The sequence below is a fragment of the Rhodococcus sp. NPDC059968 genome (assembly GCF_042738615.1).
In the GTDB taxonomy this organism is placed as follows: Bacteria; Actinomycetota; Actinomycetes; order Mycobacteriales; family Mycobacteriaceae; genus Rhodococcus_F.
In genome coordinates this window covers 183801-199013 of sequence record NZ_JBHWUE010000001.1, presented here as the reverse complement: position 1 = coordinate 199013, position 15213 = coordinate 183801, and the positions used below count along the sequence as shown (strand labels likewise).

Annotated in this window: 15 protein-coding genes; 12 read left to right on the top strand and 3 right to left on the bottom strand. The window is 68.5% G+C overall.

Annotated features, from left to right (window positions below):
* The first annotated feature begins 38 nt into the window (after positions 1 to 38).
* Both ACFWAY_RS00945 and ACFWAY_RS00940 read left to right on the top strand, forming a co-directional pair.
* Positions 39 to 1562 carry an MFS transporter gene (locus tag ACFWAY_RS00945; RefSeq protein ID WP_378509550.1) on the top strand — a complete coding sequence of 508 codons (1524 nt, stop codon included), beginning with the start codon at positions 39 to 41 and terminating at the stop codon, positions 1560 to 1562.
* The gene (locus tag ACFWAY_RS00940) at positions 1552 to 2148 is read left to right on the top strand and encodes a TetR family transcriptional regulator (RefSeq protein ID WP_378450932.1); all 597 of its coding nucleotides are present in this window, start codon (positions 1552 to 1554) and stop codon (positions 2146 to 2148) included. The genes ACFWAY_RS00945 and ACFWAY_RS00940 overlap by 11 nt, the downstream gene beginning before the upstream one ends.
* Before the next feature lie 65 nt (positions 2149 to 2213).
* On the opposite strand, the gene lhgO is transcribed toward ACFWAY_RS00940, so the two are convergent.
* Positions 2214 to 3419: an L-2-hydroxyglutarate oxidase gene (lhgO, locus tag ACFWAY_RS00935; protein WP_378450931.1), complete on the bottom strand. Its 1206-nt coding sequence runs from the start codon at positions 3417 to 3419 to the stop codon at positions 2214 to 2216.
* 42 nt (positions 3420 to 3461) lie between these two features.
* Here lhgO and ACFWAY_RS00930 point away from each other — a divergent pair, with 42 nt between their 5' ends.
* From ACFWAY_RS00930 to ACFWAY_RS00885, 10 genes are all read left to right on the top strand, one after another.
* The gene (locus ACFWAY_RS00930; protein ID WP_061042299.1) at positions 3462 to 3734 is read left to right on the top strand and encodes a helix-turn-helix transcriptional regulator; all 273 of its coding nucleotides are present in this window, start codon (positions 3462 to 3464) and stop codon (positions 3732 to 3734) included.
* Positions 3731 to 4384, top strand: coding sequence for an ATP-dependent Clp protease proteolytic subunit (locus ACFWAY_RS00925; protein ID WP_378509549.1), 654 nt, complete (start codon positions 3731 to 3733; stop codon positions 4382 to 4384). The genes ACFWAY_RS00930 and ACFWAY_RS00925 overlap by 4 nt, the downstream gene beginning before the upstream one ends.
* Positions 4385 to 4447: 63 nt before the next feature.
* A complete protein-coding gene (gene hypF, locus ACFWAY_RS00920; protein WP_378509548.1) occupies positions 4448 to 6754 on the top strand; it encodes a carbamoyltransferase HypF in 2307 nt (768 codons plus the stop codon).
* Positions 6755 to 6798: 44 nt separating this feature from the next.
* Entirely contained in the window at positions 6799 to 7548 is a 750-nt protein-coding gene (locus ACFWAY_RS00915) for a hydrogenase assembly protein HupF (protein WP_378509547.1), read from the top strand.
* Complete coding sequence (locus ACFWAY_RS00910; protein WP_378450927.1) at positions 7545 to 8237, top strand: SIS domain-containing protein; 693 nt, start codon at positions 7545 to 7547, stop codon at positions 8235 to 8237. The genes ACFWAY_RS00915 and ACFWAY_RS00910 overlap by 4 nt, the downstream gene beginning before the upstream one ends.
* A complete protein-coding gene (gene hypE, locus ACFWAY_RS00905; RefSeq protein WP_378450926.1) occupies positions 8234 to 9334 on the top strand; it encodes a hydrogenase expression/formation protein HypE in 1101 nt (366 codons plus the stop codon). The genes ACFWAY_RS00910 and hypE overlap by 4 nt, the downstream gene beginning before the upstream one ends.
* A gap of 26 nt (positions 9335 to 9360) precedes the next feature.
* A complete protein-coding gene (locus ACFWAY_RS00900; RefSeq protein ID WP_378450925.1) occupies positions 9361 to 9633 on the top strand; it encodes a HypC/HybG/HupF family hydrogenase formation chaperone in 273 nt (90 codons plus the stop codon).
* Positions 9634 to 9658: 25 nt separating this feature from the next.
* Positions 9659 to 10786, top strand: a complete 1128-nt coding sequence (hypD, locus tag ACFWAY_RS00895; RefSeq protein ID WP_378450924.1) for a hydrogenase formation protein HypD — start codon at positions 9659 to 9661, stop codon at positions 10784 to 10786.
* 4 nt (positions 10787 to 10790) lie between these two features.
* Positions 10791 to 11585: a DUF6390 family protein gene (locus tag ACFWAY_RS00890; protein ID WP_378509546.1), complete on the top strand. Its 795-nt coding sequence runs from the start codon at positions 10791 to 10793 to the stop codon at positions 11583 to 11585.
* A gap of 53 nt (positions 11586 to 11638) precedes the next feature.
* Entirely contained in the window at positions 11639 to 12139 is a 501-nt protein-coding gene (locus ACFWAY_RS00885; protein ID WP_378509545.1) for a hypothetical protein, read from the top strand.
* A gap of 16 nt (positions 12140 to 12155) precedes the next feature.
* Here the strand turns inward: ACFWAY_RS00885 and ACFWAY_RS00880 are convergent, their stop codons facing one another.
* Both ACFWAY_RS00880 and pdxA read right to left on the bottom strand, forming a co-directional pair.
* Positions 12156 to 12923, bottom strand: coding sequence for a DeoR/GlpR family DNA-binding transcription regulator (locus ACFWAY_RS00880; RefSeq protein WP_378450921.1), 768 nt, complete (start codon positions 12921 to 12923; stop codon positions 12156 to 12158).
* 11 nt (positions 12924 to 12934) lie between these two features.
* Positions 12935 to 15163 (bottom strand): 4-hydroxythreonine-4-phosphate dehydrogenase PdxA, encoded by a 2229-nt coding sequence (gene pdxA, locus ACFWAY_RS00875; protein ID WP_378509544.1) that lies wholly within the window; start codon positions 15161 to 15163, stop codon positions 12935 to 12937.
* Between the last annotated feature and the right edge of the window lie 50 nt (positions 15164 to 15213).

Genomic DNA, 15213 nt, shown 5'->3' with positions numbered 1-15213 from the left:
TATCAAAATATAGTAACTTCCTTTCGAGTGGAGCTGTCATGAGTGAAACGACGGTCATCGAAGTCGCCCCCCGCCGCTGGTGGGCGCTCGGAGCCCTGTCCGTGGCCATGCTGACCATCGGTCTCGACATCACGGTCCTGACGGTGGCGCTGCCGACGCTGGCGGTCGATCTCGGAGCGGACAACTCGCAACTGCAGTGGTTCAGTTCCGCATACACCCTGGTCCTCGCCGCCGCGTTGCTTCCAGCGGGCGCGCTCGGTGATCGGTACGGCCGCAAGAAGCTCCTGCTCGGCGCCCTCGTCCTGTTCGGCGTCGCGTCGCTGCTCTGCAGTTATGCGAGCACGTCGGGTCAGCTGATCGCCGGACGCACCCTGCTGGGGCTGGGGGCCGCGGTGATGATGCCGCTGTCGATGGCGGTGCTGCCCGTGCTGTTCCCTTACGCCGACGAACGGTCGCGGGCATTGACGATCTGGGTGACGTCCACCGCGATCGGCCTGCCCCTCGGCCCGATTCTCGGCGGGTGGTTGCTCGAGAACTTCTGGTGGGGGTCGGTGTTCCTGATCAACGTGCCACTGGTCGTCGTCGGCGCGATCGCCGTCGCGACCCTGGTTCCGGAATCGCGCAGCGAAGAGCAGTCGCCAACCGACTATCTCGGCGCCGCACTATCGTCATTCGGATTACTCTGCCTCACCTACGGTTTCATCAAGTCCGGCCAGGACGGCTGGGGCGACACACTGGCGTTGGCGTCGATCGCGGCGGCCGTGGTCGTGCTCGGACTGTTCGCGATGTGGGAGCGCCGGTCGCGTCATCCCCTGATCGACACGTCGTTGTTCGCCAGCCCCGGATTCCGCTGGGGCACGATCTTCACGACGCTCGTCAACTTCGGGATGTTCGGACTGTTCTTCACGGTGCCGCAGTACTTCCAGGCCGTGCTCGGCGTGGACGCGCTGGGCAGCGGCCTCCGACTGCTGCCGTTGATCGGCGGACTACTGGTCGGCACCCGGCTCTGCGACCAACTGCTCCGGCGGGCCGGCGCCCGGCCGGTCATCGTCATCGGGTTCGCCCTCCTCACGGCGGGACTCGCGACCGGCGCCCTGACCTCCGTCGATTCCGCGTACTGGTTCACCGCGACGTGGATCGCACTCGTCGGCGCGGGAATGGGTTTCGTGATGCCGGCGGCGATGGGTGCGGCCCTCGGCGCGTTGTCGGCCGAACGTGCCGGTTCCGGCTCCGCACTGATCCAAGCGCTGCGCCAAGCCGGCGGAACGATCGGGGTCGCAGTGCTGGGCACCGTGCTCGCCACCCGCTACCGGACCGAACTGGGCGCGCTCGACGCGGATCCGGTCCGCGACGGTGTCAACGCCGGCGTCGCGGTGGCCAAGGCGACCGGCGACCCGTCGATGCTCGCGCACGTCCAGGCGTCGTTCCTGTCGGGGATGAGCATCATGCTGTGGGTGTGCGCGGGCATCTGCGCCGTCGCGATGGTGCTCGCAGCGCGCTTCACGCCCCGCGATACCCCGGCCCGGGAGCAGGATGAGTCAGAATCGATACATGTCCATTGACGCTCGACCAGGCCTGCGGGAGCGGAAGAAGGCGCGCACCCGGCTGACCATCCGCTCCGAGGCGTTTCGGTTGTTCCGTGAACAGGGCTACGCCGAGACGACGATCGAGCAGATCGCGGAGGCCGCGGACGTGTCGCCGAGCACGTTCTTCCGGTACTTCCCCACCAAGGAACAACTGGTCCTCGCCGACGACCTCGATCCGCTCATGATCGAGGCCATCGAGGCGCAACCGGCGGACGTCCCACTGATCACCGCGTTCCGGAAGGCCGCCGAATCCGTGTTCGCCGGTCTGTCCGAGGCAGACGTGGACTTCGAGCGGAGGCGTCAGGAACTGCTGTATTCGGTCCCGGAACTGCGCGGGGCCGTCATGCAGGAAATGGTGCGCAGCATCGACATGATCGCGGGCGTCATGGCCCGCAGGATCGGGCGCACCGCCGACGACTTCGAGGTCCGCGCGCTCGCCGGGGCGATCGTCGGCGTCGTCCTCGGTGTCGTCGGTCAGCTTCCGGGGGATCTGCCCCTCGCCCTGCGCGCGCTCGAATTCCTCGAGGACGGACTCACACTCGGGCGGAGCGCGACGCCGTAGACCCGGCGCCCGATGTCACCGTGGTTCACTTCGACTGCACCGGTGCGACATTGGGCGACGCAGTGTCAGGCTGAGGCGCGGGCGAGAACCTCCGTCACGACATGTTCGGCGATGGCGAGGGACGACGTCGCACCCGGTGAGGGCGCGTTCCGGACGTGAATGACGCGTCCCGACCCGGTGATGACGAAGTCGTCCTCGAGGCTGCCGTCGGCGTTCATCGCCTGAGCGCGGATGCCCCGGGGTCCACGGGTGACGTCGGAGCGGCGCACGTCGGGGACGTACTTCTGCGCCTCCTTCACGAACTGGCCCGTGCTGAGGACGGTGCGGGCCTCGCGGACCGCCGCCGCGGTGTTGTGGGCGGCGAACCGCCAGAATCCGGGAAACCCGACCGCCGACATCATGTCCGACGCCGACCACCCCCGACGGTCGTACGCCTCCCGCCCGAAGGACAGAAAGGCGTTCGGTCCGAGCATGATTCGCCCGTCGATCCTCTTGGTGAGATGGACGCCGAGGAACGGGTACCGCGGGTCCGGAACGGGGTAGATCAGTCCCTTCACGAGCGAGGACCGCCCGGGCTCGAGCAGGAAGTAGTCGCCGAAGAAGGGCACCACCCGAGGCGATCGCGGTTCACCCGACATCAGGGCCACCCGGTCGGACTGCAGTCCCGCGCACGTGACCACCAGGTCGAAGGCCTCACTGCCGTTCCGGGTGGTGACCACTGTTTCCGCGGGCCGGCTGTCCAGGCCCACGACTTCCCGGCCGAGGAGCACGCGCCCACCCGCGGCGGCGATGTCCGCGGCGAGAGCCTCCGAGATCGCCACGTAGTCGATGATCGCGGTGTGCGGCGAGTGCACGGCGGCGACTCCGCGTGCGTGCGGTTCGATCTCGGGGATCTCCTCCCCGGGGACCTTGCGGACGCCGGGGACCCCATTGGCCACCGCCCTGTCGAAGATGGCGTCCATCCGAGCCACTTCGGACGAGTCGTGGGCGACCACCACCTTGCCGCATTCCTCGTAGGCCACGCCCTTGTCCTCCGCGTACTGCTGCAGGAGGGTGACACCACGGCGGCACAGGCGCGCTTTCAGGCTGCCCGGCGGGTAGTACAGGCCGGCGTGGACGACGCCGCTGTTATGGCCGGTCTGGTGGGCCGCGACCCGGGTTTCCTTCTCGAACAGCGTCACCTCGACGGCGTCCATCCGGTGCAGAAGTTCCCGGGCGACCGCCAGACCGATGATGCCGCCGCCGATGACGGCCGCACGAATCTTCGCCATGAGCACCCCTCCGTATACCGTTTTCGAGATATCATCGATGGTATGTCGACCACCCCTCGACGCACGTCTTTTCCCGGACTGGAGCACCTGTCCGATCGGCGTCGAGCGCTGCTGGACGAGCTTGTCACCACTCGCCGCGAGCGCGGTCTGACGCAGACGGAGATCGCCGCCCACATGGGCACGTCGCAGTCGGCCGTGGCACGGCTCGAACGCGGCGACGTCGACCCCCGCCTGTCGACACTCGAACGGTACGCGGAGGCCGTGGGCCGGACGGTCGACTGGACGATCTCAGCGCACCGGGAGTCATCACCATGATCTGGCCACCACCCACCCCACCACCGGTCCCGCCGTTTCACACGCCCTGGCAGCCGGACCCCCGGCAGCCGCCCGCGCCGACGCACGTCACGTCGGTCTCCGCTCCCGGTCCCGACTGGCTGGCCGAGCGCCTGTTCGACAAACGGATCGTGTCGCTGACCGGCCGACTCGACGCCGAGGCCACCAACCGCGCGGCGGCGTCACTCGCGTTGCTCGACGCCTCGGACGACGACGAGGTCCAGTTGTGGCTACACGGCGTCGACGCCGACGTCGACGCGGCCGCCACGCTCCTCGACACCCTCGACCTGATGGGGGTGCCGCTTCACGTCCACTGCCGCGGGGACGTCCACGGAATGGCGATCGCCCTCCTCGCGCCCGCCGACCGCCGGACGGCGGCGGCGCATGCCACGTTCCACCTTCGCGAACCGCAGACGTCCTGCGCCGGTCCGGCGTCGGACATCGCGACGGCCGCCGAACACCACGAGCAGCAGTTGCGGAGGCTCCAGCAGCGCATCGCCGACTCTTGCGGGCAGCCCGTAAACACGGTGATCGGCGACATGCGGGACCACCGGATCCTCACCGCCGACGAGGCGCGCGACTACGGGTTGATCGACGCCGTCACCGGCGCACGCTCCGTCGAAGGGGAGTAATCCGGCAGGACCTCCACCGGACGACTCTTGCGCCCCGCACCTCGACGGGGGAATCATCCGAGGATGACGGTCGAACGATCGCGCATCACGGTCCACGGGGTCGTGCAGGGGGTCGGCTTCCGCCCGTTCATCGCGCGGCTGGCCGACGACCTGGGGTTGCACGGCCACTGCGGCAACGACGACGTCAGCGTGTTCATCGAGATCGAGGGCAAGTCCGCGTCGGTGTCCGAGTTCGTGCGCCGGCTCAGCACGGATGCGCCGCCGATGGCCGTGATCGTCGACACGACGGTCCAGCCCGTTCCGGTGCGCGGGGACGAGTCGTTCCGGATCATCGACAGCCGGCACGTCCCCGGCGCGCGGACGCTGGTGTCGCCGGACGTGGCGACGTGCGCGGATTGTCTTCGTGAACTGGCCGATCCGCACGATCGGCGGTATCGCCACCCGTTCGTCAACTGCACCAATTGCGGGCCGCGGTTCACGGTGATCACCGACCTGCCCTATGACCGGCCCAACACCACGATGGCCGAGTTCCCGCTGTGCGCGGCGTGCCTCGCCGAGTACCGCGACCCCACGGATCGGCGGTTCCACGCCCAGCCGGTGTGCTGCCCCGACTGCGGTCCGCACGTGTTCGCCGAGATCGACGGTCGGCGGATCGACGGGGACGACGCCGTCCTCACCGCGGTGCAGGGGGCGTTGCGGGACGGCCGGATCGTGGCGGTCAAGGGCCTCGGCGGATTCCACCTCGTCTGCGATGCCGCCGACCGCACCGCCGTCGGGACTCTGCGGGCGCGCAAACACCGCCCCGACAAACCGTTCGCGGTGATGACCGCGAACCTGTCCGTCGCCGCCGAGCTGTGCGAGATCTCCGAGCCCGAGAGCGCACTGCTGCGACACGCGGCGCGGCCGATCCTGTTGCTGCGCAAGCAGAATACCGCGGAGGTCGCCGACGGAATCGCGCCCGGGATCGACGACCTCGGCGTGATGCTCCCCTACACCCCGCTGCACCATCTCCTGTTCACCCCGACACCCGGCAGCGACGCCGAACCACCGCGGGTGCTGGTGATGACGTCCGGAAACCTGAGCGGCGAACCCCTCTGCTTCGACAACGACGACGCCCGCACCCGGTTGCGGGACATCGCCGACGTGTTCCTGATGCACGACCGCCGCATCGCGGTGCCCTGTGAGGATTCGGTGCTCGCGGTGGAGGGCGGGGCGGTGCTGCCGATCCGCCGCTCCCGTGGGTTCGCGCCCCTGCCGGTCGTGCTCCCCGCGCACGGCCCCGAGATCCTCGCGGTGGGCGCGGAGATCAAGAACACCTTCTGCCTGACCCGGCAGGACTACGCGTTCTGCTCGGCGCACCTCGGCGACATGGGCAGCCTGGAGAGCCAGCGCGCCTTCGAGACGTCGGTGCGGCAGTTGACGCATCTGCACGGGATCACCCCGGAGGCCGTGGTCGCCGACCGGCATCCCGGGTATTCGACGCACCACTGGGCCCACAGGTACAGCGAGAGGACCGGCGTCCCCCTGCTCACCGTGCAGCACCACCACGCGCACGTCGCGTCTCTGATGGCCGAACACGGACTGGTCGGGACGACGGTGCTCGGGGTCGCGTTCGACGGGACCGGGTACGGCTGCGACACCACCGTGTGGGGCGGCGAACTCCTCCTGGTCGGCCCGAACATTCTCGACACGCGGCGGGTGGGACACATCCAGCCTTTCTCGCTGCCGGGCGGTGACGCCGCCGTCCGCAATCCGGTGCGGGTGGCGCTGGCTCTGCTGCACGAGTGCGGGATCACCGACGTCGACGGACTGCCGTGCGTGGAGGCGATCCCCACCGCGGAACGCGCGGCCGTGGAATCGCAACTTCTGTCGGGTCTCGGCTGCGTCAGGACGACGAGCGCGGGCCGCCTGTTCGACGGCGTCGCGTCGCTGCTCGGGGTCCGGCACCGGGTCACCTACGAGGCGCAGGCGGCCATCGAACTCGAGGCCCTCGCCCGGACCGCCCCGGATCCGGCTCCCCTGGCCATGGACGTGGAGAACGACCAGCTCACACTGGCCGTCCTGATGTCCGGACTGGTTGCCGGACTCCGCGACGGGACCCCGCCCGCGGCGCTCGCACTGGGCTTCCACCATGCCCTCGCCGCCGCCACCGCCGACCTCGTCGACCGGGCCGCCACCGCGACTGGCGCGTCGACGATCGGACTCACCGGAGGAGTCTTTCAAAACCGTTTATTCCTCGCACTGGTGAGAGCACACTGGGAGAGCAGCGGTTATCGAGTCCTCACCCACCACCGGGTGCCTCCCAACGACGGAGGACTCTCCCTCGGCCAGGCGGTGATCGGTGCCGCGGCGACCATGCGCGGACCGTGACGTCGGCAGCCCCCGACCGGCCGGTCCGGGACGGGAGCTAGTGAATGACCACCACCGCAGAGGCGGGCGGGCACCTTGTCGACACCGACCTGTCTGCGGATCTCGCCGCCGCAGCATTGTCACTCGCCCGCAGATTCCATGACGGCGCGACGCTCTGGGTGATCTCACCCCAGTGGGAACCGCACGCCCATCACGTCGCCGTCGAATTCGTCCATCCCGTGATCATGGGCAAACGGGCGCTGCCGTCGGTGGCACTCGTCGAGCCCGATCCGGTCGCGCAGGCCCGGGTGGCGAGCAGGCCCGGCGACATCCTGCTCGCCGTGGCGTCGGCGAACGAGCCCGCCGTGATCGACGCGATGCGCCGCGCACCGGCATGGGGCGCGATGACATTGTGGATCGGGGCGGGCCCCCGACCACCGGCCGGTGCGGCGAACCACATCCTCTGGGTCGATTCGGACGACCCGATGGTGCCGGCCACCGGGCGATTCGTCCTCATGTATCACCTGCTGTGGGAACTCACCCACGTCTGCTTCGAGCACTCGGGACTGCTGAAGCCCGACGCCGAGGAGTGCGACGAGACGGTCTGCGTCACGTGCAGCGACGAGGGTCGTCTGGGCGAGGTCGTGATCGAGCCGGCCGAACCGCTCGGGCCCGCCCTGGTCCGCACCGCCGCGGGCGAGGAGTGGGTGGACGTCAGCGTTCTCGGCGACGTCCGGCCCGACGACCTCGTGCTGGTGCATGCGGGTGCCGCGATCACGCGCCTCGACGACACGGGTCCGGAGGCGAACCGATGACCACACACGACTCGGAAAGCACCAGCTTCCTGTACCCGTTCATCGATGCGGAGGAGACCGACGCGCAGAGCCTCCTGGACGACCTCGCCGCGTCCGCCCGCGGGAAGGCCACCGAGAGCGCGCGCCTGCAGAAGGAGTCCCTCGACGAATACGGGGACGGCCTGACCGCGGCCGGGATCGACATGGCCGACAGGTTCCGTCGCGGCGGCCGGCTCTACACGTTCGGCAACGGCGGCAGCTCCACCGACGCCGCCACCCTGGCTTCGCTGTTCAGCCGTCCCGCCCGCGGGCGTCCGGTGGCGGCGTGGTCACTCGCCGCCGATCAGGCCGTGGTGACGGCACTGGGCAACGACGTCGGCTTCGATCTGATCTTCAAGCGGCAGATCATCGCCCACGCCCGCGACCGCGACGTCGCGATCGCCCTGTCGACGTCCGGCAACTCGGACGATCTGATGACCGCGCTCACCGAGGCGAAGCAGAGAGGCCTGTTGACCATCGGTTTCGCCGGGCACGAGGGCGGCCGGATGGCGGCGATGGCGTCCGCCGGCGAACTCGATTTCTGCTACACCGTCCACTCGCAGAGCATCCACCGGATCCAGGAGAGCCACGCGATGCTCGGGTACCGACTGTGGTCGGTGGCCCAGGAACACATGACGCGGCCCGCTCCCCACTCCGTGGAGGCTTCATGAGCACAACCGAACCGGCGACCTCGGCGGAACGCGAAGACCGGGTCCTCGAGCGGATCGACAAGTTCCGGCAACGCCGGCCCCGGCTACTCGACGAGGTGGTGACACTCGCTCACGGTGCGGGCGGAAAGTCGTCGGCGGCCCTCGTCGATGCGGTGTTCGTCGAGGCGTTCCGCAACGAGGAACTCGAGCAACTCGGTGACGCGGCCGCGCTCACCATGCCCTCGGGTGAGCGGCTCGCGTTCTCCACCGACTCGTACGTGGTTCAGCCGCTGCGGTTTCCCGGCGGTTCCATCGGGCATCTCGCGGTGCACGGGACCGTGAACGATCTCGCCGTGTCCGGTGCGCGTCCGCGGTGGTTGTCGGCGGCATTCGTCATCGAGGAGGGATTCCCGATCGCCGAACTGCGGGAGATCGTCGCCGACATGAGCGAGGCGGCTGTCCTGTCGGGAGTGCAGATCGTCACCGGCGACACCAAGGTCGTCGGCAAGGGTGCCGCCGATGGTGTCTACATCTCCACCGCCGGTGTCGGTGTCATCCCGGAGGGCAGACGGCTGTCGCCCGACCTCGTCCGCGCCGGCGACAAGGTTCTGTTGTCGGGCACCATCGGCGAGCACGGCATGGCCGTCATGCTCGCCCGCGGTGACCTCGCGATCGAGGCTGACATCGCCTCCGACACGGCCCCGGTGAACTCGCTCGTGGAGACCCTGCTGGACGCGGCCCCGTCGACGCGGTGGATGCGGGACGCCACCCGCGGCGGCGTCGGCACCGTGTGCAATGAACTGGCCCACGCCTGCCAGCTCGCCGTGATCATCGACGAGCAGTTCCTGCCCATCGAGCCGCAGGTGCTGGGTGCCTGCGACATGCTCGGCATCGACCCGCTGTACGTCGCGAACGAGGGGAAGTTCGTCGCCGTCGTCGCGGCGGACGAGGCGGATGCGGCCGTCGCGGCGATGCGAGCCCACCCGCGGGGAGCCAATGCCACCGTGGTGGGCGAGATCCTGGCCGAACCGCCGGGCATCGTCGCACTGCGAACCTCGTTCGGCGGCAGCCGGATCGTCGACATGCTCGTCGGTGACCCGCTCCCCCGAATCTGCTGAAGAACAGCCCGAGAAGGAGAACCACGATGTGTCTGGGGATACCCGGTCAGGTGGTCGACATCGTCGACGCCGAACAACATCTGGCCAAGGTGGACGTGAACGGCGTCCAGAGAACGATCAGTGTGCGACTGCTCGCCGAAGATGGTCTCGTCGTCGGTGACTGGGTGCTCGTGCACGTCGGTTTCGCGATGGCGAAGATCGACGAGATCGAGGCGCAGCTGACGTTGGATCAGGTGCAGAAGATGGGCGCCGACTACGTGAACGAGATCGACGCGTTCAACTCGTCCGAAATCGCGTGACTACAGCAAGAACGAGGTAACAGGGATGAAGTTCGTCGACGAATTCCGCGACCCGGCGGCGGCCCGCGCCCTGGTCAAATCCATCACCGAACTGGCCCGCGGCGACGAGTTCAAATTCATGGAGGTGTGCGGCGGGCACACCCACACCATCTACCGTCACGGCATCGAGCATCTCCTGCCGGAATCGGTCGAACTGGTGCACGGCCCGGGATGTCCGGTGTGCGTCATCCCCATGGGTCGCGTCGACGATGCCATGTGGCTGGCCGAACAACCCGGCGTCATCTTCACGACGTTCGGCGACATGATGCGGGTGCCCGGATCCAAGGGCAATCTCATCGAGGCCAAGGCCCGCGGCGCGGACGTCCGCTTCGTGTACTCGCCGCTGGACGCGCTCAAGGTCGCCCTCGACAACCCCGACCGCCAGGTGGTGTTCTTCGCCGTCGGCTTCGAGACCACCGCGCCGTCGACCGCGGTGACGCTGGTGCGCGCGCGGGCGCTGGGCGTGACGAACTTCAGTGTGTTCTGCAACCACGTCACGATCGTTCCGCCGATCAAGGCGATCCTCGAATCCCCCGACCTGCGGTTGTCGGGTTTCCTCGGCCCGGGCCACGTGTCCACCGTGGTGGGGCTTCGGCCGTACCGGTTCGTGTCCGAGGTGTACGGGAAACCGATGGTGGTCGCGGGCTTCGAGCCACTCGACATCCTCGCGTCGGTGCACATGCTGCTCCAGCAGATTCGTGAGGGACGCTGCGAGATCGAGAACCAGTACAAGCGGGTGGTGCGCGCGGAGGGCAACGTGCAGGCGCTGAAGCTGATGGCCGAGACGTTCGAACTGCGGCCACACTTCGAGTGGCGCGGACTCGGTTTCATCTCGCAGAGCGCGCTCAAGGTTCACCGGAACTACGCCGAGTTCGACGCCGAGGAGAAGTTCTCGATGCCGGGTGTGCGCGTCGCTGATCCGAAGGCCTGCCAGTGCGGCGAGGTTCTCAAGGGCGTCATCAAACCGTGGGAATGCAAGGTCTTCGGAACGGCCTGCACACCGGAGACCCCGATCGGCACGTGCATGGTGTCCCCCGAGGGTGCGTGCGCCGCGTACTACAACTTCGGCCGGCTCCACCGCGAGACGGCCCAATTGCTGGGTCAGCGAGGCTGACCAGGTGACCCCTCCCGGGCACCGCGTGTTCGCGCAGTATGCGCACGCCCCGAATGCCCTGGGCTACTGCGGTCCTCCCGGTTCGGAGCGACTGCAGGCGGTCGCGTGCGGTGGGGCGCCGGACACCGATGTGGTGGCGCTGGCGAAGCAGTTCAGCGGCGCCTGGCCGTACCAGGAGGTGATCGCCCGGCTCGCCGGAATCCCGGACCCCTTGGACGAGAGGGTTGTTCGAGCCTACTGGACGTCGGACGAACTCTCCGACCACATCGACCTCGCCGAGTTCGGGGCCGCCTTGCTGGCCCGCCTGGCGCCGCAGGCCGGCCACTACTGGAAGCACCTCACCGAGGACCTGCTCGAGGAGGCGGCGCCGACCCACAACTTTCACGTGTTCGGCGTGTATCCGTGGTCGCGACTGCTGGGTACCGGAATGCCACAGCCGCTGCAGGTTCTCGACTCGTGCCGCATCCGCTGGGGTCAGGTGGTCGGCATCGACGCCGATCGTGCCGTCGTCCGATCCCACCGCTTGTCGTGGGACGGCACCCGGCTGTCCCTCGGGCGCGAGCAGGACGACCCGGCCGACTACCGCGTGCCCGAGGGGGCTTTCGTGAACGACCTCACCGTGGGCGACCAGGTGGCGGTGCACTGGGACTTCGTGTGCGACCGCCTCGACGCGGAGCAGGTCGGCAGGTTACGCGGGCAGACGGAATGGCAACTTGCACAGACCAATCAGCGGCTCGCCCGGGAGGTGTCCCCGACCTCACCGAAACGGACCGATGCACACGTTTCCCAGCTACCATGACTACAACTCACGGCCTGTGGCCGGATCGGAGCCGACATGAAGAAGATGCCGATATGAAGAAGATTATGAACTCCCTGTCCGAGGACGAGTTCGTGCTGATCCGCGAGACCAAGAAGGCACAGATGGCCGGCTTGGACGAGGACAAGCTGATCAAACTGCACACCCGTGTTCGCCGCGCCCGCAACAAGCACGTCAAGCTGTACCGCCAGGAAGGCGCAGCGAAGGTCGAGGACAAGGGTGCGCGTGGGGCCGGTAAGGCGGCCAACGTACGCAACGCCGACAAGGCAGAAGTCTTCGAAGCAGCACTCAGCCGGGTGAGCCGCCAGTTGGCGACGGCGGCACGCGCCAGCGCTCAGGACTTGAAGGACGAACGACTCGCCCGCGCCCGCAGCGACTCCCCCTCCTTCAGCGAACTCGGCGACAGTGACGGCAAGGTCGCCTCGTCCGGCAAGGCGCGCGTCGACGCCACCCGGAAATCCTCCGGCCGCAAGAAGTTCGAAGCATCCACCATCGCCGCAGGCGCACGACAGCAAGCGAAGAAGGACAAGCGGTAAGCCACGTCGTCCTGCGTCAGACGCGCACGACGCGCATCCCCGCGGCTTCGAAAGACGCCGTCTCCCCGGGGTCGGCCGAGTCGTCGGTGACGATCGTGGTTCCCGGGGGGATCGGCGCCCAGGCATGGAAGGGGCGTTGCCCGAGCTTCGCCGCGTGCGCGAGCACGTACACCTCGTCGGCGCGGGCGATCATGATCTCCTTGAGGCGCGTCTGCTCCAGTTCTGCCTCACAGATCCCCAGGTCCGCGGTGACGGCGTCCGCGCCGAGAAACGCGCGATCGAACGTGACGCGTTGGAGCGTGGCCTCGGCCAACGGTCCGACGAACCCCTGACTGAGGTGGCGGAGTGTTCCGCCGATGCACTCGACCCGCACGGAGTCCGCGTCGGCGAGCGATTCGAGGGCGGTCAGGCCGGCCGCGATGACGGTGATGTCGTCGATCTCGCGCAGAAACTCCCCCATCGCACCCACGGTCGTGCCCGCGTCGAGGAGGATGGTCTCGCCCGGCCGGACCTGGTTCGCGGCCCACTCCGCGATCGCACGCTTCGCGTCGAACCCCTCGAGAGCGCGCTGACGGAGTGACGATTCCTGCTGGGGGTCGAGCGCGATCGCGCCACCGTAGGTCCGGGCGATCAGACCCTGGGACGTGAGCTGGCTCAGGTCCCGCCGGATGGTGGAGGCGGTGACACCGAACTGCGCCGACAGGTCGTCGACACTGGCCAACCCGCTCGATCGGGCCAGTCGCACGATCTCGGATCGGCGTGCTTCCGACTCGCGAACCGCCATGTTTCGTCCCCCTACTTCACAACCGCTGTGCTGGTTGCCAATTCGGCAGCCTGACGAAGAGCTTCGACCATACTACCGGCCTCCGCAATACCCTTACCTGCAATGTCGAAGGCGGTGCCGTGGTCGACGGAGGTCCGGATGACGGGCAGTCCCACCGTGATGTTGACCCCCGCCTCGATGCCGAGGACCTTCACCGGCCCGTGCCCCTGGTCGTGATACATCGCCACGATGAGGTCGTAGTCGCCGCGTCCCGCGAGGAAGAATGCGGTATCCGCAGGCAAGGGACCGTGCACGTCGATACCGTCCGCCTTCAGCACCTCGACCGCGGGGATGATCTTCTGCTCTTCTTCTCCGTAGCCGAACAGCCCGTGTTCGCCGGCGTGCGGGTTGATGCCACACACCCCGATCTTCGGTTCCGGGATTCCGGAGCGCACCAGCGCCTCGTGCCCACGCCGGATCGTCCGCTCGACGAGTCCGGGTTCGATTTTCGCGACGGCGTCGAGCAGGCCGATGTGGGTGGTCACGTGGATCACCTTCAGCTTCGGCGTCGACAGCATCATGGACACTTCCTCGGTGCCGGTGAGGTGCGCGAGAAGTTCCGTGTGCCCCGGGAAGATGTGGCCGGCGGCGTGCAGGGCCTCCTTGTTGAGCGGGGCCGTGCAGATGGCCTGCACCTCCCCGCGCACGGCGAGCTCGCTAGCGACGCGGATGTACTCGTACGCGGCGTGACCGGCGACCGGGGACAGTTCGCCCCACGCCAGGTCGTCGGGCAGGAGGTCGAGATCGATGACGTTGACGCGCCCGGGCACCGACTGCGCGTCCGCGATCGATTCGACGGTCACGATGTCGACGTCGATGCCGAGCACACTCGCCGCGAGACGCAGCCGCTTCGCGTCGCCGATGACGACGGGCTTGCACCAGGACCGGGTGGCCTCGTCCAGCAGGGCGGGGACGATCACCTCGGGGCCGATTCCGGCGCCGTCGCCCATGGTGACGGCGACGATGGGCAGGTTCGCGGTATCAGTTGACGCACTCATGTGAGGTCCTCGCTGTGTGGGAGTATGGGTGGGCGGCTGGTCGCCGCGCAGGTAGGCCGCGATCGCGGAGAGACTGCTCGTGTCGCCGAAGCTGCCGGGCCTCGTGACGACTCTCCGTCCGTCGGACGCCAGGGAGACGACGGCGCCGTGGTGCACTTCGTGGACCGGCCGGAGCGACGTGATTCCCAGTGCGTCGACGACGGCCCGCGCCGTCTCCCCGCCGGTGAGCACGAGGTCGGGTCTGCGGTCGTTCTGCGGGGCGGCGACCAGTCGGCCGAGTGCCGCCGACAACGTCCGCGCGTTCGACGGATCCACGTCCCCGGTGACAGTCACGACAGCGTGGCCGTCGTCGAGAGCGAGCCGGAGTCGTGTCGTGTCCACCTGGCCTCGGAGAAGGTCCGTCGCGTCGACCGGAACGTGCCGGACACCGTCTGCGACCAGCGACGCGACCTGTTGTACGGCAACGGGTTCTGCGGTCCCGACGACGATCAGGACGGATTCCGCCTGCCCGGCCTCAGTGGTGGGGGCGTGCCGGAGTGGCAGCGTCCGCGCAACCGCCGCCGCGAGAGCGGACGTCCCGATCAGTCGCACTCCGGGGATTGCCCGGCAGGCGTGGACGATCGAGTCGAGATCCTCGTCGGTCTCGACGTCGCAGATCGCGATGGCGCCGGCTGACGCCGCGCCGGCGAGCGCCTGCTCGATACCGGGACCGCGGTGCACGCATCGAGTGGGGATGCCCGGAAAGAGTTCGGCGATCGACGCCGGCGGCGCCGCGTATTCCGCCGACCACACCCCGGCCTCGTGCAGCGGCGTCGCTCCGATGTGCACCACGCCGCCCCGCACCGTCCGGTCGAGTGCGGGCAGGCCTGCTGCGACGACCACCGGACCGCCGTCGGCGAGGATTCCCACCTCGGCGCCGATGTTGCCGCGCAGGAGTGAGTCGATCTTCTTCACCACGAGTGCGTCGGACGGAACGCGCGCGATCGCGTGTCGCACCGTGCGGGCTGCGTCGCCTGGAGTCATCGATCGGGTGTCGAGATCCGCGATGACGACTGCGCCCGGTTCGTGCGTTTCGGCGGCACCGAGAAGGAGCGACACGGGTGCGCTCCGACCGAGGAACGCGCTCGCCACTTCGGCCGCTCCGGACAGGTCGTCGGCGAAGACCGCGACGGTCGGATGGGATCCGATCGGTTTCGGTCTCATGATGCCGCCTTTGCCCGAATGTCTGCGTGTTTCGTGCACTTTATGCTAGC

Excerpts from the sequence above, each read along its gene's own strand:
- ACFWAY_RS00945 (WP_378509550.1), top strand. The coding sequence starts at position 39 with ATGAGTGAAACGACGGTCATCGAAGTCGCCCCCCGCCGCTGGTGGGCG.
- ACFWAY_RS00940 (WP_378450932.1), top strand. The coding sequence starts at position 1,552 with ATGTCCATTGACGCTCGACCAGGCCTGCGGGAGCGGAAGAAGGCGCGC.
- lhgO (WP_378450931.1), bottom strand. The coding sequence starts at position 3,419 with ATGGCGAAGATTCGTGCGGCCGTCATCGGCGGCGGCATCATCGGTCTG.
- ACFWAY_RS00930 (WP_061042299.1), top strand. The coding sequence starts at position 3,462 with ATGTCGACCACCCCTCGACGCACGTCTTTTCCCGGACTGGAGCACCTG.
- ACFWAY_RS00925 (WP_378509549.1), top strand. The coding sequence starts at position 3,731 with ATGATCTGGCCACCACCCACCCCACCACCGGTCCCGCCGTTTCACACG.
- hypF (WP_378509548.1), top strand. The coding sequence starts at position 4,448 with ATGACGGTCGAACGATCGCGCATCACGGTCCACGGGGTCGTGCAGGGG.
- ACFWAY_RS00915 (WP_378509547.1), top strand. The coding sequence starts at position 6,799 with ATGACCACCACCGCAGAGGCGGGCGGGCACCTTGTCGACACCGACCTG.
- ACFWAY_RS00910 (WP_378450927.1), top strand. The coding sequence starts at position 7,545 with ATGACCACACACGACTCGGAAAGCACCAGCTTCCTGTACCCGTTCATC.
- hypE (WP_378450926.1), top strand. The coding sequence starts at position 8,234 with ATGAGCACAACCGAACCGGCGACCTCGGCGGAACGCGAAGACCGGGTC.
- ACFWAY_RS00900 (WP_378450925.1), top strand. The coding sequence starts at position 9,361 with ATGTGTCTGGGGATACCCGGTCAGGTGGTCGACATCGTCGACGCCGAA.
- hypD (WP_378450924.1), top strand. The coding sequence starts at position 9,659 with ATGAAGTTCGTCGACGAATTCCGCGACCCGGCGGCGGCCCGCGCCCTG.
- ACFWAY_RS00885 (WP_378509545.1), top strand. The coding sequence starts at position 11,639 with ATGAAGAAGATTATGAACTCCCTGTCCGAGGACGAGTTCGTGCTGATC.
- ACFWAY_RS00880 (WP_378450921.1), bottom strand. The coding sequence starts at position 12,923 with ATGGCGGTTCGCGAGTCGGAAGCACGCCGATCCGAGATCGTGCGACTG.
- pdxA (WP_378509544.1), bottom strand. The coding sequence starts at position 15,163 with ATGAGACCGAAACCGATCGGATCCCATCCGACCGTCGCGGTCTTCGCC.